Source organism: Nocardioides ungokensis (assembly GCF_013466985.1).
In the GTDB taxonomy this organism is placed as follows: Bacteria; Actinomycetota; Actinomycetes; order Propionibacteriales; family Nocardioidaceae; genus Nocardioides; species Nocardioides ungokensis.
In genome coordinates this window covers 911,900-933,110 of record NZ_CP059164.1, presented here as the reverse complement: position 1 = coordinate 933,110, position 21,211 = coordinate 911,900, and the positions used below count along the sequence as shown (strand labels likewise).

25 protein-coding genes and 3 pseudogenes are annotated in these 21,211 nt (G+C 72.4%); 9 read left to right on the top strand and 19 right to left on the bottom strand.

The features are described from left to right. Nucleotides 1–29: 29 nt before the first annotated feature. The gene (locus tag H0S67_RS04705) at nt 30–629 is read left to right on the top strand and encodes a matrixin family metalloprotease (RefSeq protein WP_180935642.1); all 600 of its coding nucleotides are present in this window, start codon (nt 30–32) and stop codon (nt 627–629) included. Nucleotides 630–695: 66 nt separating this feature from the next. On the opposite strand, the gene H0S67_RS24475 is transcribed toward H0S67_RS04705, so the two are convergent. Together H0S67_RS24475 and H0S67_RS27805 are read right to left on the bottom strand one after the other, a co-directional pair. Beyond that, nucleotides 696–1,004 (bottom strand): hypothetical protein, encoded by a 309-nt coding sequence (locus tag H0S67_RS24475; protein WP_246355123.1) that lies wholly within the window; start codon nt 1,002–1,004, stop codon nt 696–698. 452 nt (nt 1,005–1,456) lie between these two features. Next, the gene (locus tag H0S67_RS27805) at nt 1,457–1,912 is read right to left on the bottom strand and encodes a DUF6318 family protein (protein ID WP_425489919.1); all 456 of its coding nucleotides are present in this window, start codon (nt 1,910–1,912) and stop codon (nt 1,457–1,459) included. Nucleotides 1,913–2,311: 399 nt separating this feature from the next. Between H0S67_RS27805 and H0S67_RS04695 the strand changes: the two genes are divergently transcribed. Both H0S67_RS04695 and H0S67_RS04690 read left to right on the top strand, forming a co-directional pair. Then, a complete protein-coding gene (locus H0S67_RS04695; protein WP_180935640.1) occupies nt 2,312–3,328 on the top strand; it encodes a CocE/NonD family hydrolase in 1,017 nt (338 codons plus the stop codon). Nucleotides 3,329–3,330: 2 nt separating this feature from the next. Continuing rightward, nucleotides 3,331–3,912 (top strand): hypothetical protein, encoded by a 582-nt coding sequence (locus H0S67_RS04690; protein WP_180935639.1) that lies wholly within the window; start codon nt 3,331–3,333, stop codon nt 3,910–3,912. Nucleotides 3,913–3,934: 22 nt separating this feature from the next. On the opposite strand, the gene H0S67_RS04685 is transcribed toward H0S67_RS04690, so the two are convergent. Together H0S67_RS04685 and H0S67_RS04680 are read right to left on the bottom strand one after the other, a co-directional pair. After that, nucleotides 3,935–4,096 (bottom strand): hypothetical protein, encoded by a 162-nt coding sequence (locus H0S67_RS04685; RefSeq protein WP_180935638.1) that lies wholly within the window; start codon nt 4,094–4,096, stop codon nt 3,935–3,937. 550 nt (nt 4,097–4,646) lie between these two features. Next, entirely contained in the window at nt 4,647–4,826 is a 180-nt protein-coding gene (locus tag H0S67_RS04680; protein WP_180935637.1) for a hypothetical protein, read from the bottom strand. A gap of 104 nt (nt 4,827–4,930) precedes the next feature. Here H0S67_RS04680 and H0S67_RS04675 point away from each other — a divergent pair. Next, nucleotides 4,931–5,203, top strand: a pseudogene (locus H0S67_RS04675) (phosphodiester glycosidase family protein); the annotation flags it as partial. A 33-nt stretch (nt 5,204–5,236) separates the two neighbouring features. On the opposite strand, the gene H0S67_RS04670 reads toward H0S67_RS04675, so the two are convergent. Both H0S67_RS04670 and H0S67_RS04665 read right to left on the bottom strand, forming a co-directional pair. Continuing rightward, the gene (locus H0S67_RS04670; protein WP_180935635.1) at nt 5,237–5,380 is read right to left on the bottom strand and encodes a hypothetical protein; all 144 of its coding nucleotides are present in this window, start codon (nt 5,378–5,380) and stop codon (nt 5,237–5,239) included. Further along, nucleotides 5,358–5,498 carry a hypothetical protein gene (locus tag H0S67_RS04665; protein WP_180935634.1) on the bottom strand — a complete coding sequence of 47 codons (141 nt, stop codon included), beginning with the start codon at nt 5,496–5,498 and terminating at the stop codon, nt 5,358–5,360. The genes H0S67_RS04670 and H0S67_RS04665 overlap by 23 nt, the downstream gene beginning before the upstream one ends. A 231-nt stretch (nt 5,499–5,729) precedes the next feature. On the opposite strand from H0S67_RS04665, the gene H0S67_RS04660 reads away from it, so the two are divergent. Further along, nucleotides 5,730–6,374: a mismatch-specific DNA-glycosylase gene (locus H0S67_RS04660; RefSeq protein WP_246355122.1), complete on the top strand. Its 645-nt coding sequence runs from the start codon at nt 5,730–5,732 to the stop codon at nt 6,372–6,374. A gap of 1 nt (nt 6,375) precedes the next feature. Here H0S67_RS04660 and glgC read toward each other — a convergent pair whose 3' ends face one another. After that, nucleotides 6,376–7,623: a glucose-1-phosphate adenylyltransferase gene (glgC, locus tag H0S67_RS04655; RefSeq protein WP_180935633.1), complete on the bottom strand. Its 1,248-nt coding sequence runs from the start codon at nt 7,621–7,623 to the stop codon at nt 6,376–6,378. Between the two features lie 51 nt (nt 7,624–7,674). On the opposite strand from glgC, the gene glgA reads away from it, so the two are divergent. After that, on the top strand, nt 7,675–8,862 hold the full coding sequence (gene glgA, locus H0S67_RS04650) for a glycogen synthase (protein WP_180935632.1): 1,188 nt from the start codon (nt 7,675–7,677) through the stop codon (nt 8,860–8,862). Nucleotides 8,863–8,941: 79 nt separating this feature from the next. Here glgA and H0S67_RS04645 read toward each other — a convergent pair whose 3' ends face one another. The 4 genes and pseudogenes from H0S67_RS04645 to H0S67_RS27225 form a co-directional block, all read right to left on the bottom strand. After that, the gene (locus H0S67_RS04645; RefSeq protein WP_180935631.1) at nt 8,942–9,292 is read right to left on the bottom strand and encodes a hypothetical protein; all 351 of its coding nucleotides are present in this window, start codon (nt 9,290–9,292) and stop codon (nt 8,942–8,944) included. Between the two features lie 50 nt (nt 9,293–9,342). After that, on the bottom strand, nt 9,343–10,614 hold the full coding sequence (locus tag H0S67_RS04640) for an MFS transporter (RefSeq protein ID WP_219635472.1): 1,272 nt from the start codon (nt 10,612–10,614) through the stop codon (nt 9,343–9,345). Between the two features lie 112 nt (nt 10,615–10,726). Further along, nucleotides 10,727–12,172 carry a GntP family permease gene (locus tag H0S67_RS04635; RefSeq protein WP_180935629.1) on the bottom strand — a complete coding sequence of 482 codons (1,446 nt, stop codon included), beginning with the start codon at nt 12,170–12,172 and terminating at the stop codon, nt 10,727–10,729. Between the two features lie 243 nt (nt 12,173–12,415). Further along, nucleotides 12,416–12,673: pseudogene (locus H0S67_RS27225) on the bottom strand (gluconokinase); the annotation flags it as partial. Between the two features lie 180 nt (nt 12,674–12,853). Between H0S67_RS27225 and H0S67_RS04625 the strand changes: the two are divergent. Continuing rightward, on the top strand, nt 12,854–13,609 hold the full coding sequence (locus tag H0S67_RS04625; RefSeq protein ID WP_180935628.1) for a FadR/GntR family transcriptional regulator: 756 nt from the start codon (nt 12,854–12,856) through the stop codon (nt 13,607–13,609). A 9-nt stretch (nt 13,610–13,618) separates the two neighbouring features. Here the strand turns inward: H0S67_RS04625 and H0S67_RS04620 are convergent, their stop codons facing one another. From H0S67_RS04620 to H0S67_RS04600, 7 genes and pseudogenes are all read right to left on the bottom strand, one after another. Next, nucleotides 13,619–14,689 (bottom strand): NADH:flavin oxidoreductase/NADH oxidase, encoded by a 1,071-nt coding sequence (locus tag H0S67_RS04620; protein ID WP_180935627.1) that lies wholly within the window; start codon nt 14,687–14,689, stop codon nt 13,619–13,621. Nucleotides 14,690–14,804: 115 nt separating this feature from the next. Next, complete coding sequence (locus H0S67_RS24470; RefSeq protein WP_246355327.1) at nt 14,805–14,864, bottom strand: hypothetical protein; 60 nt, start codon at nt 14,862–14,864, stop codon at nt 14,805–14,807. A 95-nt stretch (nt 14,865–14,959) separates the two neighbouring features. Beyond that, nucleotides 14,960–15,136, bottom strand: a complete 177-nt coding sequence (locus tag H0S67_RS24465) for a hypothetical protein (RefSeq protein WP_246355121.1) — start codon at nt 15,134–15,136, stop codon at nt 14,960–14,962. Beyond that, nucleotides 15,133–15,450: a tryptophan-rich sensory protein gene (locus tag H0S67_RS27800; RefSeq protein WP_425489918.1), complete on the bottom strand. Its 318-nt coding sequence runs from the start codon at nt 15,448–15,450 to the stop codon at nt 15,133–15,135. Before H0S67_RS27800 ends, H0S67_RS24465 begins: the two co-directional genes overlap by 4 nt. Further along, nucleotides 15,345–15,590 (bottom strand): annotated as a pseudogene (locus H0S67_RS27795) (TspO/MBR family protein); the annotation flags it as partial. The gene H0S67_RS27800 and the pseudogene H0S67_RS27795, both read right to left, overlap by 106 nt. Nucleotides 15,591–15,635: 45 nt before the next feature. Next, nucleotides 15,636–16,577: a hypothetical protein gene (locus H0S67_RS04605; protein WP_180935626.1), complete on the bottom strand. Its 942-nt coding sequence runs from the start codon at nt 16,575–16,577 to the stop codon at nt 15,636–15,638. A gap of 351 nt (nt 16,578–16,928) precedes the next feature. Further along, nucleotides 16,929–17,654 carry an alpha/beta hydrolase gene (locus H0S67_RS04600; protein WP_180935625.1) on the bottom strand — a complete coding sequence of 242 codons (726 nt, stop codon included), beginning with the start codon at nt 17,652–17,654 and terminating at the stop codon, nt 16,929–16,931. A gap of 183 nt (nt 17,655–17,837) precedes the next feature. On the opposite strand from H0S67_RS04600, the gene H0S67_RS04595 reads away from it, so the two are divergent. Further along, nucleotides 17,838–18,206, top strand: a complete 369-nt coding sequence (locus H0S67_RS04595; RefSeq protein WP_180936756.1) for an Hsp20 family protein — start codon at nt 17,838–17,840, stop codon at nt 18,204–18,206. Between the two features lie 33 nt (nt 18,207–18,239). Then, nucleotides 18,240–19,736 (top strand): DUF4389 domain-containing protein, encoded by a 1,497-nt coding sequence (locus tag H0S67_RS04590; protein WP_180935624.1) that lies wholly within the window; start codon nt 18,240–18,242, stop codon nt 19,734–19,736. Here H0S67_RS04590 and H0S67_RS04585 read toward each other — a convergent pair. Beyond that, nucleotides 19,711–21,141 (bottom strand): glycoside hydrolase family 30 protein, encoded by a 1,431-nt coding sequence (locus H0S67_RS04585; RefSeq protein ID WP_180935623.1) that lies wholly within the window; start codon nt 21,139–21,141, stop codon nt 19,711–19,713. The two genes, H0S67_RS04590 and H0S67_RS04585, sit on opposite strands and share 26 nt — an antisense overlap. Nucleotides 21,142–21,211: the final 70 nt, after the last annotated feature.

Genomic DNA, 21,211 nt, shown 5'->3' with positions numbered 1-21,211 from the left:
TCGGCCTCGGCGACCAACGACTCCACCACGTGGTGGCCGCACCGGACGGGCGGGGTGGGTTCCGCTTCGCCACGACCCAGCCCGGCAGCACCGAGCCGGTGAGCTACAACCCGTGCCGTCCGATCCGCTACGTCGTGAACCCGTCCGGGGCTCCCACGGACTACCTCGACCTCGTGCAGCAATCGGTCGCGGAGGTCGCCCGCGCGACAGGTTTCGAGTTCGAGTACGACGGCACCACCGACGACCGTGACTTCGAACATCGTGGCGGGCCGTCTGCTCGCAGCACTCCCGTGCTCATCGGCTGGGCGACACCTGAGGAGGTTCCCGAGCTCGCTGGGGACGTGGCCGGCCTCGGGGGCAGTGCCGCGGTGGAGCGCACGCCGAACCACTTCACCTACGTCACCGGCATGGTGGCACTCGATCGAGACGTCTTCGCTCGCCTCGACCAGGAGCCCGGAGGCTTCGAGCACCTACGCGCCATCGTGATGCACGAGCTCGGCCACGTCGTCGGTCTGGCTCACGTCGACGACCCCGCGCAGCTCATGTTCGCCGACAACATCGGGCAAACCTCCTTCGGGCCCGGGGACTTGAGGGGACTCGCGCAGCTCGGCGCCGTCGACTGCCTGTGATCCCCTACCGGTCTCGGCCACTCCCCCTGGCAGGGCGGTGATCTCCGGTCACCCGGTTACTGCGGATCACCGCTGTCCCTGGTAGCCCACCAGCACGGGCGTCGCCGTCCGCACCTGCAGGTCCACCGGTGCCCCGGGGATCGTCACCGTCCCGTCCACGTCCCGCCACGCCCCACCGTTGACCCGGAACCGGGCTGAGTACGTCGTGTCCACCCGCGGGCGGACCCCGCCCTTGCTCCGGTAGTCGTGGGTGATCTGCAGGTCCGGGTACGGCGCCCCCGCACTCTGCGACGCCAGCGACCCCCCGTCCCCGAACACCCACCGGTACTGGCTCGGCCAGATCCTCAGCTCCACCCGCTGCCCGAGCAACGTCACCGTGCGCGTGAACTCCCCCTGACGGGTGAAGAAGTTCGTGTCGAAGTTGACCAGCGTCTCACCGTCGGGTGGCTGGACCTGGAGCTCCGACGCTGGAAGTGGGAGTCGCCGAAAGGCATTCGCAACCGCCCCGGGAGTGAGTGTTACCGGTTGTGGAGGCGGGGCTGGGGTCGACGTCTGCGGCACGCAACCAGTGGTCCAATTGACGCCGGCACAGAATTGATCGTGAAGAGTTGTATCGATCACAACGTCGACTACTCCACTGTTCGGTGTCGGCTGATCACTCAACACGGGTGCATTCTCGCCCGCCCCTCCCGGTGAATGCTGTGTAACACCAGCCCAGAGACCGCCCTGAGTGGTGCTTACATGGACCGGCGGATGCTGGTCATCCGCCCACGAGGGGCTGACCAATAGGGCCAGACAGATGCCGCTAAGCGCGAAAAGTAACCGGATCACGTGTTGAGCCTCAGTTCTCGCACCTGCCAATTTGGCCCCCGAGACACCAGCGCGAGCCCGACTACGAGGGAACTTGGGCGAACTACCTTCACAAGCCGATCGCTCGAGTTGTACCAACGCTCTTTCGACGTGTGGAGCCTGACGTTCCAGACCATTCCAAGCGGGGCCCTGCGTTGAAACTCGACCGCGTTGACAGACCAGTGGCCACCTTCGATGTGACCGCCCTTGGCATACGCCGCCTTGAGATTGTCTGCGAGCACCCGACAGTTCTGACACTGATTGGACGAGGCCGCCAAGAAGCCTGACGGATCGCCCGTGGATATCGCTTCAGAAATCGCTGCGAAGTAGTCCCTTAGCGCTGCTTCCTGCGCTGCACGTGCCGACACCGGGCTTTCAGGGGACGCCGACTCACTCGCGGACGCCGACTCACTCGCCGGGGCGACCTTGGGCACGGGGTCGTCGGTGCACCCACCAAGCAGGAGTGCCGCTGCGAGCAGTCCGGGAGCGAACGCCAGCCGAGAGCGGTTCACGCGCAGATCCTTCCCCCTGAGCCGGGGCCCGATAACCCGACACCCCCGGCACGCTACCCAAGGTCCAACGACTCGGAAACCCTCTCGTCACGCCCTGTGGACGACCCCGCACCGACCACCCTGGCGAGGACGTCATCAGGGTCGGCTGCCCCGGCGACGAGCTCGGATGACGTCTCGCGGGAGGTCATCCGGAGCGGTTGTCGGGGCGACCAGCTCGTATGACGCAGACCCCGGCCGACCGAGACCACCCCGCCCCACCCGCCCGTGACCCTCGAGCGCGGGCGGAGTTAGCACCTGCGACACCAACCCTGCGAGGTACGCATGAAGCGCATCACCCTGGCGCTCGGCGCCGCCCTGACGGCCGCCACGATGTCCGCTCTCCCCGCCCCGGGAGCCGCCGAGGCATCCCCGGCAATCCAGGCATCCCCAGCATCCCCGGCCACCCACACTGCCCAGCGGGCCGGAGCGGACAGGGTCCAGGTCACCAACGGCTGCCTGCGCAGCGTGCCGGATCCGGGCACCACCGCGAAGGTCAAGATCTGCTACACGATCTTCAAGCCGGCCACCGCGAGCCGGCACCACCGGGTGCCGTTCCTGATGCACAGCCACGGCTGGGGCGGCTCGCGGACGACGGACCCGCAGGGGTTCCGCCACTTCCTCGACGCCGGCTACGGCGTGCTGTCCTTCGACCAGCGCGGCTTCGGCGCCAGCGGTGGTCACGCGTACGTCGAGAACCCGGACGTCGAGGGCCACGACGTCCGCAGGCTCGTCCACCTCATCAGCACCCTGAAGTGGGTGGAGCAGGACGGCCCGGGTGACCCGAGGCTGGGTGCGATCGGCGGCAGCTACGGCGGCGGCTACCAGTTCCTCGGCGCGTTCGAGGAGCTGCGGGTGAAGGGCACGCCGGTCTTCGACGCACTCGCCCCCGAGATCACGTGGTACGACCTCGACCAGAGCCTCGCCCCCGAGAAGGTCGTCCGCACCGCCTGGGCCAGCGCGCTCTCGGCGGCCTCGGTGCCGACCGACGCCCTGCCGCCCAACGTGTACGCCGCGCTGGTCGAGGGCGCCGCCACCGGGATGTGGCCGGACGGGTCGGTGCCCGGCGAGGAGGACATGCCGGCGTTCTTCCGCAAGAACGGCCCGAAGTGGCACGTCGACCACGGCCGTCGTCTCGACATCCCCATGCTCTTCGGGCAGGGCACCACCGACTCGCTCTTCCCGCTCCAGCAGGGCTGGCCAACTGGAAGCACTCGATCACCGCGGGAGCCCGCCGGCGCAGCATCTTCGTCGCCTACAACGGCGGCCACGTCCTGCCGGCCGTGCTGCCGCAGGGCGTGAGCGTGACCTCCGACCCGTGCAGCAAGGCGCTCGCCGGCGGCGACTTCGAGCACCTGTCGATCCGCTTCTTCGACGAGCAGCTCAAGGGCCGGGACACCGGGCTCCACGGCTACGGGCGCTACCACCTCGCCACGCCGGACAGCACCTGCACGACCGTCGACTCGGTCAAGGCGGACGCGGCGTACGACGTCGGCACCGTCGCCACCACCGAGACCGGCGGCGCACCCCTCTCGTACAAGGTCGCCGACGGCCCGATCCGGGTCGCCGGGGCGCCGTACCTCACCGGGGACCTGACCGCGCTCGGCGCGAACAACCGGGCGTTCTACGGCCTCGCGGTCGGGACGTCGCCCGCGGACGCCCACCTGGTCCAGGACAACGTGCTGCCGCTGAACGAGCTGGCCCCGGTGACCGGCGAGAAGCGCCGGATCGCGCTGCCGTCTGTGGCCGTCGACGTGCCGGCGGGGCAGTCGCTGTTCGTGCTCGCGAGCCCGGTCAGCGACACGTTCGTCGGCATGGGAAGCCGTACGCCGGGTGCGGTCGTGCTCGACAACACGGTGGTCCACCTCCCCGTCGTGGGCCGTTGATCTGCTTAACCTGTCGGGCGTGTCAGCCCGATTCTCGGTAGCAGCTGTCGTCCTCGCGTGCGCCCTCGCGGGCACCGCCCCCGCCCTCGCCGGCGCTCCCCCGCACCAGCCCTCCCGCCAGGTCGGGGTCGGACAGGGCGAGCGACCACCCCGCGTCTCCCAGGAGGTCAACGCCCGCCAGCACCGCCCGTGGATCAGCAGTGACGGGGACGCGCGGGCCAGGTGGCCCCGTCGTACCCGTCCTTCCTGCGCGCGGACACCACCACCAGCCGGATCATCCGGCGCCAGGTCGCCCCCGGCGTGCAGTTCACGCGGTGGGACCAGCGCGACGCCCGCGGACCGATCCGCGCCTACCTGCTGACGGTCGACCCGACCCGGCCCGGCGTGCACATCGACGTCGCCGCCGAGAGCCGGGTCAGCGAGACCGCACCGGTCAAGAAGCTGCTCGGGCGCGACCACGCGGTCGCCGGGGTCAACGGCGACTTCTACGACATCGGGGACACCGGCGCCCCGCTCGGAGTCGCCCGGGACCGCCAGCGCGGGTTGCTCAACGCTCGCCAGACCGGCTGGAACTCCGCCTTCTACCTGGACCGGCCGGTCGGCCCGAGCTGGGCACCCTCGCGCTCCGGGCCCGGGTGGCCGAGCACCCCGACCTGCCCGTCACCAACCTCAACTCGCCGTTCGTCAAGCCCGACGGCATCGGTCTACACCCCCGTCTGGGGACGTACGGCGGGCTACCGCGTCACCGACGGGCAGACCAGGCACGTGCGCGTGGTCACCGTGCGCGACGGCCGGGTCCGCTCCTCGGGGACCCGGCTGCGCGCCGGGAAGACGATCGACGGCACCCTGCTCATCGGCCGGGGCGACGGTGCCGACGCCCTGCGCCAGCTGAAGGTCGGCTCGCGCGCCAGCATCGGCTACAGCCTTCCCGAGCGGCCCCAGGTCGCCATCACCGGCAGCAGGTTCCTGGTCAAGGACGGGCTGATCAACGTCGTGGACGACCGGACGATGGCGCCACGGGACCGCGGTGGGCATCGACCACGACACCGGCGAGGTGCTGATCCTGGCCATCGACGGCCGGCAGTCCTTCAGCCGGGGCTACACGATGGTCGAGCTGGCGAACATGATGATCGACCTCGGCGCCGACGACGCCCTCAACCTCGACGGAGGTGGGTCCACGACGATGGTGGCCCGCAAGTCCAACGGCAGCACCGGCGTGGTCAACAGCCCCTCCGACGGCTTCGAGCGGTCCGTCGCCAACGCCCTCGAGGTCACCTACACCAGGCCCTGATCCGGCGACACCGGCCCGTCAGGGCCGGTCGCCTCAGACCGCGTCGGACGGCACCGACACCAGCGCGATCGTGGTGACGGCGACCAGGCACTCCGGCTTGGGGCTCGCCACCTCCATCGGGGTGATGGTGAGCGCCTCGCCCGTCCGTGGACCGTCACGCCGGGCGGCACGTCGCACCCGAGCGGACGACCGCACCCACGACCGTCCGGTCGGAGGGTACGTCGGCCTTGCTGATCGCGGTCTCGATCCGGTGCTGGGCAGACGCGTTGCGGAACTGGCGCGAGAACGCCGCCACCGCCGCGTCGCTGTCGAGGATCGTCGCGTGCTGGTCGACCCGGCCGCCGGCGCCCGACTGGCCGATCAGCGCGATCTTGGTGAACTCGACCGTCCCGTCGCCGGCCGGCGTGCTGCTGCCGACCGGCCGCTCGCGCCGGTGGAGTCGGTTGCCGTGCCGTCGTCACCACAGCCGGTGGCGAGCCCGCAGGTCAGGAGCGCGGTCAGGAGCAGGGGTCCGAGAGTTCGTCGCATGTCGATGGGACGCTACCGCCTCCCCTCCGGTTCCACCGGTGGCGTTCCCGAGGTGCCGGCGTGGCAGCATGCCGACGTGCCCCGCTTCAGCCGCGCCGAGCTCGAGTCCTTCCGCGACGCCGAGGTGCCCGACCTGCTCGGGCCCGACGTCCGGCTGCTCTTCGTCGGGATCAACCCCGGCCTGTGGACCGCCGCGACGCAGACCCACTTCGCGCACCCGGTCAACCGCTTCTACCCCGCGCTGCTGCGCGCCGGCATCCTCGAGCACCCGATCGACCCGTCGGCGGGGATGACCGACGCCGACCGCGACCTGCTGCGGGCCCGGGGCCTCGGCATCACCAACCTGGTGCACCGCGCCACCGCGCGCGCCGACGAGCTCGGTCGCGAGGAGCTGCGCGAGGGCGGCCGCCGTCTCGAGGAGCTGGTCCGCCGCACCGCGCCGCGCGTCGTCGCGGTCGCCGGCATCACGGCGTACCGCCAGGCCTTCGGCCACCCGAAGGCCACGCTCGGCCGCCAGCCGGAGCCGTTCGGCGGAGCCGAGCTGTGGGTCGTCCCCAACCCCAGCGGGCTGAACGCCCACGAGACGGTGGAGACCCTGGCGGCGGCGTACGCCGAGCCGGCCCGGGCCGCCGGCATCCTCTGACCTACTCCCCGAAAACCTGGTCCTTGCCCAGCACGGTCAGCCCTTCCTCGAGCACGAACCCACGCGCCAGGTCGGCCTCGGGGTCGACGCCGATCTGCGCGCCGGGGGCGACCACGACGTTCTTGTCGAGGATCGCGTTGCGGACCACCGCGCCGGCGCCGATGCGCACGCCGTTCATCAGCACCGAGTCGGTGACGACCGCCCCCGCCCCGACGAACGCCGCCGGCGAGAGCACCGACCGGCTGATCGCGCCGCCGCTGACCACCACACCCGGCGAGAGCAGGGACTCCAGCGTCTGCGAGGGCTGGCCCTGCTCCCCCGGCGTGATCTTGACCGGCGGCTGCGGGCCGTAGGAGGTGTAGATCGGCCAGTCGAAGTTGTAGAGGTTGAAGACCGGCAGCGGCGAGACCAGGTCCATGTGCGCGGCGTAGTAGGACCCGATGGTCCCCACGTCGCGCCAGTAGCCGCGGTCCCGGTCGGTGGCTCCCGGCACGGCGTTGTCCTTGAAGTCGTAGACGCCGGCCTGGTTGCGGCGCACGAACGCCGGCACGATGTCGCCGCCCATGTCGTGCTTGGAGCCGGTCATGCTCGCGTCCCTGGTCACCGCCTCGACCAGCGCGTCGGCGTCGAAGACGTAGTTGCCCATCGAGGCCAGCACCTCGCCCGGGCTGTCGGGGAGCCCGACCGGGTCGGTCGGCTTCTCGAGGAAGTCACGGATCCGGGACGGGTCGTCGGGCTGCACGTCGATCACGCCGAACTGGTCGGCCATCTCGATCGGCTGGCGGATCGCGGCCACCGTGCAGGCGGCCCCGCTCTCGATGTGCTGCTCGACCATCTGGGAGAAGTCCATGCGGTAGACGTGGTCGGCACCCACCACGACGATGATGTCGGGCTTCTCGTCGCGCACCAGGTTGAGCGACTGGTAGATCGCGTCGGCGCTGCCGAGGTACCAGTGCTTGCCGAGCCGCTGCTGCGCGGGCACCGGGGTGACGTAGTTGCCGAGCATCGTCGACATCCGCCAGGTCTGGGTGACGTGGCGGTCCAGGCTGTGCGACTTGTACTGCGTCAGCACCACGACCTGCAGGTAGCCGGAGTTGACGACGTTCGACAGCGCGAAGTCGATGAGGCGGTAGATGCCCCCGAACGGGACGGCCGGCTTGGCGCGGTCCGCCGTCAGCGGCATGAGGCGCTTCCCCTCCCCGCCGGCGAGGACGATGGCCAGGACGCGCTTGCGGTGAGACGAAGGCATGCCGACACGCTAGCCCTGTCGGGGTGTCCCCGGCAGGGGTAGTTTCTCGACATGCGCGTAGACGTCCTCAGCAAGGAGTACCCACCGGAGATCTACGGCGGGGCGGGGGTGCACGTGGCCGAGCTCGTCCGGGCGCTGCGGCAGCGACCTGACCTCGAGACCAGGGTGCACGCCTTCGGTGCTCCGCGCGACGAGGCGCTGACGGCGTCGTACCCCGACCACGCCGAGCTCGCGAGTGCGAACGGCGCGCTCAGGACCCTCGGCGTCGACCTGTCCATCGCCGACGGGTGCGCCGGCACCGACCTCGTGCACTCGCACACCTGGTACGCCAACTTCGCCGGCCACCTGTCCTCGCTGCTGTACGGCGTGCCGCACGTCGTCAGCGCGCACTCGCTCGAGCCGCTGCGTCCCTGGAAGGCCGAGCAGCTCGGTGGCGGCTACGCCGTCTCGTCGTGGGTGGAGAAGACGTCCTACGAGGCCGCCGCGGCGGTGATCGCGGTGTCCGCGGCGATGCGCGACGACGTGCTCGCGTCGTACCCCTCGATCGACCCGGCCCGCGTCCACGTGGTCCACAACGGCATCGACACCGACGACTGGCGGCCGACGGCCGCCCCCGACCGGGTCCGTGAGCTCGGCGTCGACCCGGACCGGCCGTCGGTGGTGTTCGTCGGTCGGATCACCCGCCAGAAGGGGCTCCCGCTCTTCCTGCGCGCGGTCGCCCAGCTGCCGCCGGAGGTGCAGATCGTGCTGTGCGCCGGAGCCCCGGACACCCCCGAGATCCAGGCCGAGGTGGTCGCCCTCGTCGACGACCTCCGCCGCCATCGTGACGGCATCGTGTGGATCGCCGAGATGCTGCCCCGCCGCGACGTGATCGCGCTGCTGACGTCCGCTACGGCGTTCGCCTGCCCCTCGATCTACGAGCCACTGGGCATCGTCAACCTGGAGGCCATGGCCTGCGAGACCGCGGTGGTGGCCACCGCCACCGGCGGCATCCCGGAGGTCGTGGTCGACGGGGAGACCGGGGGGCTGGTGCCCATCGAGCAGGCGACCGACGGCACCGGCACCCCGCTGGACCCGGACCGCTACGTCGCCGACTTCGCCGCGGCACTCAACGAGGTCGTGGCCGACCCGGAGCGCGCGGCGGCGATGGGCAAGGCCGGGCGGCAGCGGGCGATCGACGCCTTCAGCTGGGGAGCGATCGCCGAGCGGACCGTGGAGCTCTACCGCTCGGTGGTCTGAGCACGAGCCCCGCACGGGGCTGTGGACAGCGGGTCGCGCGCAGCCGTGGACCCGGGTTGGCTGGACGCATGGACCAGCCCTACGCACCCGTCATCCGCAGCCAGGCCGACCTCGAGCAGGTCTGGCGAGAGCTCATGGAGCCGCTCGGCTTCTCGGCGCACAGCCTCTGGATGATGTTCCTGCGCGCCGACGGCACGCCGCTGCCCCAGCTCTCCGAGGTCGAGGACTGCGTCGATCCGCCGACCGAGCACGAGGAGGCGGGCCTGGTGCGGCTGCTGACCTCCCTGCACGGCGAGATGCGGCGCGGCGAGCGCGTCGTCTTCCTGCGCTCCCGGCCCGGCCGGGCGGCCCCGGCCCCGGCGACCTGGCCTGGGCGCGCACCCTGTACGCCGCGTGCCGGGCCGCCGAGGTCGAGACCGACGTCGTGCACCTCGCCACCGACGACCTGCTCGTGCCGCTGCCGATGGACGAGGTGCTCGCTCAGAGCGCCTGAGCCGTCTGTGTCCCGCGCGGCAGCATCCGCACCGAGCGCGCCGACGCCACCAGCACCGACACCCCGACCCCGAGCACGGTCATGCCGAGCAGCGTGGCGTGCAGCCCGAAGGCAGCACTGGCCAGGCCGGCCAGCAGGTTGCCCAGCGGGATCACCCCGGCCGTGGAGAGGTAGTCGTAGCTCGACACCCGGGAGAGCGACCGCTCGGGGACGTGCTCGCCCAGGGAGGTCTCCCACAGGGTGAAGGCGCCCGTCACGCACACGCCCGCGAGGAGCTCGAGCGCGCCGATGCCCCAGGTGCCGAGCCCGCTGCCGATGAAGGCCGCCTGGCAGGAGGCGCCGACGAGCATCAGGCTGGCCACCCGCAGCGCGAACCGCGGCCGCCAGCGCAGGAACAGCAGGTCGCCCAGCACGCAGCCGATCCCGAAGCACGCCGTGATCGCCGCCCAGGACCGCGCGCCGTCGAGCTCGCGCTCCATCAGCACCGGGCCGATCACGAAGATCGAGGGCAGCACCACCGCGTGGTAGACGCTCATCCCGGTCAGGAACGCGACCACCCACCGGCGGCCGCGCACCTCGCCCCAGCCCTCACGCAGGCTGGTCCAGAAGTGGTCGGTGGTGGCGGCCAGGTCCTCCTCGTGCATCGCCCGCTGGACCACCCGCGGGCGCATCGGCAGCAGCAGCGCCACCGAGACGACGAACGTCGCGGCGTCGAAGAGCAGCGCGCCGCCCGGTCCGCCGGCGTAGGCGATCAGGACGCCGGCGACGACCGGACCCACCACGTTGGCGACCGAGAACGACAGGCCGCGCAGGGCGTTCGCCGGCTGCAGGTTGACCGGGCTCACCGTGGACGGGAGCAGCCCGGTGAACGCCGGCGCGAAGAACGCGTCGGCCGCGCCGAACACCGCCGCCAGCACCGCCAGCGACGTGACCGAGGCCGTGCCGGCGAGCAACAGGACGGCGGCCACCAGCTGGCTGGCCATCCGCACCAGGTCGGAGGTGATCAGGATCCGCTTGCGATCGAGCCTGTCGGCCCAGACCCCGGCGGGCAGCGCCAGCAGCACGAACGGGAGGAACTGTGCCGCGGAGACCAGCGCCACGTCGGCGACCCCGCCGCCGGTGGCGAGGACCGCGAACGGCAGTGCCACGGAGGTCACCCGGTCGCCGAGGATCGAGAGCACCTGGCTGCCGAAGAGCAGGCGGTACTGCGGCTCGTCGCGCAGCACCGCGGGGACCCGCAGCCGCCCTTGGGTCAGCACCGGCACAGGATGACAGCGCCGGGTCCCTTGCCGCGACCGCATTGACGTCCCCGGACGCAGGTCGACCCGCCCGACGAGGGGTCGGGCGGGTCGACGAGTCAGACAGGACCGATCAGACGACCGCGCCCAGCACCAGGACGAAGAACAGCCCGCTCACCGAGAGCACGGTCTCCATCAGCGACCAGGTCTTGAAGGTCTGGCCGACGCTCATCCCGAAGTACTCCTTGACCAGCCAGAAGCCGGCGTCGTTGACGTGGGAGAAGAACACCGAGCCCGCGCCGACCGCGAGGACGACCAGGGAGGTGTCGGTCGACGACATGCCCGTGACCAGCGGGATCATCAGCGTCGACGCAGTGATCGTCGCGATGGTCGCCGAGCCGGTCGCCAGGCGGATCAGCACCGCCAGGACCCAGGCCAGGAGCAGCACCGAGATGTTGGCGCCGCGGGCCCAGTCACCGAGCAGGGTGCCGACACCGGTGTCGACGAGGACCTGCTTGAAGCCGCCGCCGGCGGAAACGATCAGGATGATGCCGGCGATGGCCGGCAGCGACTCGGTCAGCGTGGTCGAGATGCGGTTCTTGTCCATGCCCGAGGCGCGGCCGAGCGTGAACATCGCGACGATGACCGTGATGAGCAGCGCGAGGATCGGCTCGCCGACGAAGTCGAAGACCTGGCGCGTGGCGGCGGTGGTGTCGTCGACGAGCACGTCGACGAGCGCCTTGCCGAGCATCAGGCCGACCGGCAGCAGGACGCTGAACATCGTCAGGCCGAAGGACGGGGCGCGGACGGCGGTGGTGGCACCAGGGCCCTCGCGACGGCCGACGTACTCGGGCGCGTCGTGGTCGTAGGTGGCCGGGGCCGGGATGTCGACCCAGCGGCCGGCGAGCCGGCCGAACAGCGGACCGGAGACGACGATCGTCGGGACGGCCACGAGGAGGCCCAGCGCCAGGGTCAGGCCGAGGTTGGCGCCGAGGTAGCCGATGGCGGTGACCGGGCCGGGGTGCGGCGGCACGAAGCCGTGCATCGCCGAGAGACCCGCGAGCGCCGGGATGCCGACGGTGATCAGGGAGACCTGGGCGCGCCGCGACACCAGGTAGATGACCGGCATCAGCATGACCAGGCCGATCTCGAAGAACATCGGCAGGCCGATGATCGCGCCGACCAGGGCCATCGCCCACGGAAGCGTCCGCGGGGTCGCCCTCCTGACGATGGTATCGACGATCTGGTCGGCCCCGCCGGAGTCGGCGAGCAGCTTGGCGAACATCGCGCCGAGCGCGATCAGGGTGCCGACGCCCGCGGCGGTGGCACCGAAGCCCGTGAGGAACGACGGCAGGACCCCCAGGCCGTCGGCGTCCTTGAGGATGTTCTGACCGGCCACGGCACCCACCGTGAGCGCCCCCAGGGTCAGGGACAGGAACGGGTGGACCTTGAAGACGGTGATCAGCACGACGATCAGGCCGATGCCGAGCAGGGTGGCCAGGATGAGCTGCCAGCCGGGAGCCACGGGCTCCACGAGCGGCGCCGCGGCCAGCGGCAAGAGTGCGGTCAGGGCGGACATCTCACGACTCCTTGTCGAGGGTGGGAGCGACGCCGGCAGGGTGCCGGTCGACGTACTGCTGGACGATCTGGTCGACGCTCTGGTCGACGTCGATGACGACGCCGTCCTCGTCGGGCTGGAGGGGCTCGAGGGTGGCGAACTGCGAGGTGAGCAGCGAGGCGGGCATGAAGTGGCCGGGGGGCTGGCCTGGCGGCGGGCGATCACGTCGCGGCCGCCCTGGAGGTGCAGGAACTCCAGCCGGTGCACGTGGTGGCGCAGCTGGTCGCGGTAGGCGCGCTTCAGCGCCGAGCAGCTCACGACGCCGCCGCCGGGGTGGGCCTCGAGCCAGCCCCCGATGGTCTCGAGCCACGGGTGGCGGTCGTGGTCGTCGAGGGCCTCGCCGCGCGACATCTTCGCGATGTTGGCGGCCGGGTGCAGGTCGTCGGCGTCGACGAACGGAACGCCGAGGCGCTGCGCGAGCGCGGCACCGACCGTGGACTTGCCCGATCCGGACACGCCCATGACGACGACGAGCGGTGGGTGGGTCATGCGGCGTACTCCCTTGCACCGGCGGCTGGTGACTGTGGCTCTGCTGTGGTTGCGGTCACATGGTGACCTCATTCGTCATACTTTTGCAAGACCCAAGAGCATATTTACCCGTTCATTCCGCATTTCGAGTCGGGGTGACATGATGAATGGGTGATGACGACCCCGCCCGCCGGCCAGCACGCCAGCGTCCTGAGCGCCCTCGGCGGCCGGATCGCGTCCGGGCGGCTCGACGTCGGGCAGGTGCTGACGCTCGACGGCATCTGCCACGAGTACGCCGTGTCGCGCAGCGTGGCCCGCGAGGCGATCCGGGTGCTGGAGTCGATGGGGCTGGTGGCCTCGCGCCGCCGGGTCGGGATCACGATCCAGCCCCGGCACCGGTGGAACGTCTTCGACCCCCGGGTCATCCGGTGGCGTCTCGACGAGGGAGACCGCACCGAGCAGCTGCTCTCGCTCTCCGAGCTGCGCCGCGGCATCGAGCCGGTGGCGGCCTCCCTGGCCGCCCAGCGGGCCAACGGCCACCAGTGCCGGATCCTCGCGGCGGCGGTCTCGGACATGGTCGTGCACGGCCGCGACGGGGACCTCGACTCCTACCTGCTCGCCGACATGATCTTCCACCGCACCCTGCTCGAGGCGAGCGGCAACGAGATGCTGCGGGCCCTCGACGGCGTCGTGGAGGAGGTGCTCAGCGGCCGCACCCACCACGGGATGATGCCCGCTCGCCCCAACCCCGAGGCGATCGCCCTGCACGACGAGGTCGCCCGGGCGGTCCGCCTCGGCGACAGCGCGGCCGCGGAACGGGCGATGCGCGCCATCATCGACGAGGCGGCCACCGCGCTGCGTGACGAGCAGGGCCCGGACGAGCAGGGCCCTGGGCAGCAGGTGGGGCAGCAGGTGGGGCAGGACTCCTGACGGGTCGCCTCAGAGGGCGGCGCGCAGGTACTGCGCGGGCCAGTCGACGCCCTGGCCGACCTCGACCCCCAGGTCGTGCGCGGCGCGCAGCGCCCAGTGGGGGTCGCGCAGGAGCGCGCGGGCGAGCAGGACGACGTCCGCCGAGCCGTCGGCGACGATCTCCTCGGCCTGCTTGGGCTCGGTGATCATCCCGACCGCGCCAGTGGCCAGCCCGGTCTCGCTGCGGATCCGCCGGGCGAAGGGGACCTGGTAGCCCGGCTCGACCGGGATGTCAGCGAGCGCGTTGCCCCCGCTGGAGACGTCGACGAGGTCGACGCCCGCCTCGGCCAGCAGGGGTGCGAGGCGGACCGTCTCGTCGGGGGTCCAGCCGCCCTCGACCCAGTCGGTCGCGGAGACGCGCACCACGACGGGCACGCCCGACGCGACGCGTCCGCGCACCTCGGACACGACCTCCATCAGCAGCCGGACCCGGTTGTCGAAGGAGCCGCCGTACCGGTCCTCGCGCTGGTTGGACAGCGGGGAGAGGAACTCGTGGAGCAGGTAGCCGTGTGCGGCGTGGATCTCGAGCACGTCGAAGCCGGCGGCGACCGCACGCTCGGCGGCGTCCCCGAACGCGGTCACGACCCGCCCGATCCCGGCCTCGTCGAGCGCGCGCGGGTCGCGCAGCCCGGGGAACGCGACCGGCGACGGGCCGACCGGCTCCCAGCCGCCGTCCCGGTCGGCGACCGCACCGCGACCGAGCCACGGCGCCTGCGACGATGCCTTGCGGCCGGCGTGCGCGAGCTGGATGCCGGCCGTGGCGCCCTGCGCGTGGACGAACGACACGATCCGCGCCCAGGCCTGCTGCTGCTCGTCGTTCCAGATCCCCGTGTCGGCCGGGGAGATCCGTCCCTCCGGCACCACAGCGGTGGCCTCGGTGAAGACCAGCCCGGCGCCCCCGCGGGCGAAGGACCCGAGGTGCACCAGGTGCCAGTCGTCGGGCAGCCCGTCGACGGCGGAGTACTGGCACATCGGCGAGACCCAGACGCGGTTGCGGACGGTCACCTCACGCAGGGTGATGGGGGTGAACAGCTGGCTCACGGCGGGTCGCTCCTCGTGGGTCTGCGGGGGTGTTCGGCGGCTGGTTCCTCTGGCCCCAACAGCACCCGTGGCGGCGATGTTCCGCACGGTCGACGTCGGCACGCGACGGCGGTGATCAGGCGCAGCGCACGCAGGTCCGCGCCGACGGCCGCGCCTCGAGCCGCTCCTCCGCGATGCGTCCTCCACACGACTCGCAGACGCCGTACCTGCCGGCCGCCAGCCGCTCGCGGGCCGCGTCGATCTCGGCCAGGTGCGCCTCGGCCTGCCGGATCAGCGCGTCGACCTGGGACCGTTCGAAGGCGATGGTCGCCCCCTCGGGTCGTGCTCGTCGTCGGCGTTGGAGTCGCGGGAGGCGTCGACCACGCCCAGGAAGTCGCGGCGCAGCCGGGCGAGGCGCTCACCGGTGCGTGCGCGCTCGCGGTCGAGCCGGGCACCCGGGTCGGTCACCGGTTGCGACGCCAGATCGAGGCGTTCAACGCGGTGGCGAAGCCGGTCCACGCGACGTACGGCGCCAGCGCGGCCGCCGCGGTCCGGTCCCGCCGGGAGGCCTCCCGCAGCAGCGCCAGGTTGAGCCCGTTGAGCAGGGCGATCGCGGCCAGGCCCGCGCGCGGCGACTCACGGTCGAAGAACGCCCAGCACCACCGGCGTTGACGGCCAGGTCGGCGGTCGTCAGCGCCACCACCCGGGCCCGGTCCTCGGGGTCCGCCGACTCCACGAGCCGGCCGGTGCCCCAGGCGATCAGCCCGTAGAGCGGGGTCCACACCAGGGGGAACGCCACCCCGGGCGGCTGCCAGGCGGGCTTGTCCAGCGAGCGGTACCACGGGCTGTCGGGCTTGGTGCCGAGGCTGCCGACCGCCGCGGCGGTCGCGGTCAGGGCCGAGGTGAGGACATGGGCGCGCATGGCCTCACTCTCGCTCACCGGACCAAGCGGCGCCCGCCGCGTGGGCTACTGCTGCTTCGGTGCGAAGACCTGCGTCGGCGACTGGCCCGCCAGTGTGCCGTCGCCCGCGGGGACGCTGACGAAGTAGCGCCACCGCCCCGGCTGGTCCGCAGGCGCGGGGATCCGGTAGCTGCCGTCGGCGGCGGTGAGGTCCGAGCCGACCGCCACGGGTCCCTTCGGGCCGAGCCGCCACAGGGTGGCGCGCAGTCCACCGTGCGACGGGGCGGTCTCTCCGACGATGGCGGGTGCGTCCGCGGCTGCCGAGGGGTCGGGTGCCGCGGTGACCCGGGCCGCGACGTCGACGGCGAACAACGGCGACACGCTGCCGTCGGCGGAGGCCGAGCCACCGAACCGCCAGCGGTAGACCGTGTGCGTCGTGGGGGTCAGCGTCGTGGTGACCTGGCCGTCGGAGACGTCCAGGGCGGCCCCGGCGACCGGGCTGAAGCCGGACTGGCCGAACTGCTGGGCCTCGAGCACGAGCATCCCCTGCGCCAGCGGACCGATCATGTCGCTGGAGAGGGTGCCGTGCAGGGTCACGGGCTCACCGGCCGTGACCCGCACCGCCGACCCGCTGATGCCGGTCGCGGTGGTGTAGCCCTCGAGGTCGTAGGTCGTCACGTCACCGGGGCTGCCGGTGCGCAGTGCGTCGACCTTGAAGGCATGGCCGTCACAGCCGAAGCCGACCGCGTAGAACCCGGGGCCGTCACCGCCGTGCCGGGCCACGAAGGCCGGCACCGCCGCGCTGCCGCCGTCCTCGCCGACCGGCCGCTGGGTGGCGAAGTCGTACCTGGCCCAGGTGTAGGTCAGGTCGGGGGCGTTGACCTGCTGCCAGGCGCCGGCGTCGACGTCGAACGACGCCCGACCGATCCAGGCGAGCGTCGTGCCGGCGTCCTCCGGCGACTGGATCGCGGCGTACGCGACGCCGCTGGTGCCGTCGGGGGCGAGCACCGAGGCCCGGCGACGGTGGTGCCGGTCATCGACGCCACGCGGTGCTGGGAGCCGACGGCCGTGCCGCCGTCGAGGTCGTACTTCAGCGCGCGGGTGCCGGCCGGGCCGCCCGGGCTCGGCGACAGGTACGTCGCCACCGCCGCGCCGGGGCTGTCGTACATCGCGTCGCAGCCCATGATCGCGAGGCTGGTCGAGCTGCCCGCGGCGAAGCCGATCCCCCGGACGACGACGGTGGAGTCCGCGCTGGCCGCGGAGAGCGGGAGCACGGCCATGACGACCGCGCCCGCGAGGACCAAGAACACCCGGCGCACAGGCCGCCTCCCGAAGAGCTCCCTGACTGTGCGCATGACCCTACGTCGCGAGGTCGTGTTCCGTCTGCCCCCTGGGGGACTTCGTCATCCGGCGGTCACCCACTGCTCGCCCGCCAGCACACGGGGACACCGGATCCGAGGCCGGTCCGGGGTGCGGGGCGTCCAGCAGCGTGGCCCGGGTGAAGCCCGCGGCTGCCCGCTCGAAGACCGAGCCGTGGCGCAGCATCGCGTGCCGGGCACCGGGGACGGAGACGTAGCCGACGTCCGCGGTCCGCGCGAGGCTGCGCGCCACCGCGGCCGACCGGCGCGGGTCGGCGACCCGGTCCTCGGTGCCGTGCACCACGAGGACCCGGCGGCCCGTCAGGTCCGCGTCATCGGTCCGGTGGACCCAGGGGTTGAGCGCCACCACGGTGCGCACGCCGTGCTCCACGCCTCCGAGCAGCGCGGCGCGGCCGCCCAGGGAGTGCCCGACCAGGGAGGTCGGCAGGTCGCCGTGCAGCTCGCGGAGCCTCCGCATCGCCCAGGCCACGTCGTCGACCGGCGTGTGATGGTCCTCCCAGCCACGGAAGGAGTTCAGCAGGCGGTAGACCGCGAGCCGCCCCCCGCGCGCGATGCGGTGGGCGATCGGGACCATCCGGACCACCGACAGCTGGGCCGGGCTCACCTCGGGCCGCCCGGGCCGCTGCGCTCCCCCGTGCAGGACGAGGACCGCCGCCTCGGGACGGTCGGGGACGCGGGTCGCCACGAGGCGGGGCTGGGTGGGCACGGAGCCAGTCTTGCCGACCGGCACAACGGCCCACCGGCACCGGGACCTTGTCCTCTGCGGTCGTCCGGCAGGCGGGGATGACGCTGCTAGGAGACCGGTCACGACGGGGGTCAACACGAAGGAGTCACCGACCATGTCCACCGTTGCTGTACGCGCGTCGAGCCGGCTGGCCGACATGCTGGACTGGCTCGAGTCCGGCGCGGGCCTGTCCTCCGGGAGGGCGGCCACTTCATCCGGGTCGAGAACTTCACCGAGGGCGGCCGTGGCGTCATCCGCGCCGAGCTGCCCGGGGTCGACCCCAACAAGGACATCGAGCTCAGCGTCCACGACGACCAGCTCACCATCAAGGGTGAGCGTCGCGAGGAGGAGCACGACACCCAGCACAGCGAGTTCCACTACGGCGCCTTCGCCCGCAGCGTGCGGCTCCCCCGGGGCACCGACCCGTCGGCCGTGACCGCGACCTACCGCGACGGCATCCTCGAGGTCAGCTTCCCCACCACGACCGCCTCCGCCGAGCCGACGCCGATCCCGGTGCAGCGGCCCGAGGGCTAGCGCCCTCACCCAGACGCGCTGAGGGGAGGGGCCATGAACTCGCACGGGTACCCGGTCCGGGTGGACGCGTCGCTCGACAGCGACCTCAGCCGCTGGCTGTGGCTGGTCAAGTGGTTGCTGGCGCTCCCGCACTACCTGGTCCTGGTGTTCCTGTGGGCGGCGTTCATGGTTCTCAGCGTGGTGGCGTGGGTGGCGATCCTGGTCACGGGTCGCTACCCACGCGCCATCTTCGACTTCAACGTGGGCGTGCTCCGCTGGAGCTGGCGGGTCGCCTACTACGCGTACGGCGGCCTCGGCACCGACCGCTACCCGCCGTTCACCCTCGAGGACCGGCCGGACTACCCGGCCCACCTCGAGATCGAGTACCCGGAGCAGCTGTCCCGGGGCCTGGCGCTGGTGAAGTGGTGGCTGCTGGCGATCCCGCACTACCTCGTGCTCGGGATCTTCCTCGGCACCGGCTGGTACGTCGCCACCGGCGGGGCCGACAACTCCGCCCGGGCCTGGAGCAGCGGGCTGATCGGGCTGCTGGTGTTCGTCGCGGCGGTCGTGCTGCTGTTCACCGGCCGCTACCCGCGCGGCATCTTCGACCTGGTGCTGGGCCTGAACCGCTGGGTGCTGCGGGTGGCGGCGTACGCCGGCCTGATGACGGACGACTACCCGCCGTTCCGGCTCGACCTGGGCGGGACCGACCCGGGGACCGGCGTCCTGACCCTCGGCACCTCGAACGCGCCACCACCCGCGACTCCGCCACCCGCGACTCCGCCACCCGCGACCCCGCCGCCCGCGGTTCCGCCGGCCGCTCCGCCCTCCGCCCCGGCACCCCCGGCAGCGGGTGGGCCGCCCGCGTCCCACTGGGGTGCGGGACGGATCATCGCGGTCATCGTCGGCGCCGTGCTGGCGTTCGGATCGCTCGGCCTGCTCCTCGGCGGAGGCGTGCTGCGGCTGGCCGACGACGGCCTGCGCGACAGCCAGGGCTACCTGATGAGCTCGGCGGTGGAGTTCACCTCTCCCGGCTACGCCGCCACCAGTGGCGACGTCCAGCTGCGCAGCGGCACGCCGGTGGTCGACCTGCCCGAGCGGTGGCTCGGCACCGTGAAGGTCGAGGCCGACGCGCGGACCTCCAACGGCGTCTTCATCGGCATCGCCCGGACCAGTGACGTCGAGGCCTACCTGGCCGGCGTCGCGCACTCGACCGTCTCGGACCCCTTCGGCAGCGACCGGACACCGCCCTCGGACTACACCGACGGCACCGCACCCAGGCAGGCCCCGCAGGACGAGTCGTTCTGGGTGGCCTCGGCGCGCGGTCCCGGCCAGCAGACGCTGACCTGGAAGGCGCAGGCGGGCAACTGGACCCTGGTCGTGATGAACGGCGAGGGCACCACCCCGGTCGCGGCCGACGTCTCGGCCGGGGCCACGGTCCCGGTGCTGGACGACATCGCGATCGGGCTGCTGCTCGCCGGCCTCCTGGGCGTCGTGATCTCGGCGGTCGTCCTGGTCCTCGCGCTCAGGCGGCGTGGCTCCGGAACGTGAACAGCTCCCCCGGCGCGACCGTGTAGGAGAGGTCCGTCCGGCCCTTGATCGCGATGCGCACGGTCTGCGTGCTTCCTGTGGCGTTGTGGCCGAAGACCCCGATGCTCCCGTCGGGATCGAGGAATGCCGCGGCGGTGAGCCCGGAGGTGGCGCTGGAGCCGATCACCCGGGCGCCGGGCGCGGCGGCCCGGGACAGGTGGGCCAGGACGTAGAACTCGGGCTCGGCGCGCACGCCGTTCGCGCTGACGGTCAGCAGGCCCCGACAGTCCTTGCAGCCCCAGCGTGACCCGGAGTCGACGGGTCCGTGCGACTCGTCGAGGGCGAGGTTCCACATCATCAGCCCCGACGACCCGCCCGCCACCGGGCTCGCCACCAGGTTGCGCGCGTCCCAGCCGAAGGTGCTCGACCAGCCGTCGGTGGTGCCCGTGCACTCGCTGACCAGGCCCGGGACCGGCAGCCCGGCCATCTGGTCGGGGCTGCCGCCGTAGCAGTGGAAGGCCGCACCGTCGAAGGCGTCGGGGGCCGCTCCGAGCACGGTGTCCAGGCGCGACCGGTCCGACCAGTTGTGGTCGAGCGCCCACAGGCGCACGCCGCTCGCGCCCAGGCGCGGTCCGACCGCGTTGCCGAGCGCGGCCATCTGGTCGTCGGTCATCGTCATGGACGGGTAGTCGCTGGAGTATCCCGGCTCGTTGCCGAGCGTCATCGCGAACAGCGGCACGCCGTGCCGGGTCAGCCAGTCGGCCTGCGCGAGGAGCATCTGCCCGTAGCCGGGGACGGCGGCCGCCGCCAGCCCTCCTCCGCGCAGCGTGCCGGAGTCCTTCATCGACGCCGGAGCGGTCCACGGCGTCCCGACCACCCGCAGGTCCGGGACGATCCGGCCGATGGTGCCGGTGACCATCCGCACCGCGCGGAGCTGCTGGATCGGCGGGCTGGCGGTGGATCCGTCCCACCCCCAGGCCCACGGCTGCGGGCTGAAGTCGGTGGCGGTGAGGGGCAGGCGCAGCATGTTCAGCTGCGCCCCGTCGGCGCGGCCGGGCGCGTACAGGCGCTTGACGGCGTCCGAGTTGTTGCGGAGCAGCTGCTCGGAGGCGTCGGTGAGGGCGGCACCGGTCCCCCACCAGCGCTGGCGCACAGCGGCCGGGTCCACGTCGATCTCCGCGGTGGCCGGGCCCGGGCCCGCCACCGGGTCGAGCCGGGTCAGGCGGACCCCGGGATCCGTCGGCGAGGAGACCCAGAGCCGGTCGCTCGTCGCCGCGACGGGGCGGGCCGAGGGCGCGCCGGTCTGGGGTGCTCCACCGGAGAGCGCCGCGAAGCCGGCGAGGGCCGTCGCAGCGAGGCCGGCGCGCAGGCGGAGATAGGCGTCAGGCCTCGGCAGGGCTCGAAAGCGGAGGCGGGAGTGGGACATGGGGATTCCGGGGGCAGGTCCGAGTGGAGGCTCCGGTCGTCTCCAGTGTGGACGAGGTCGAAGCAGGGTC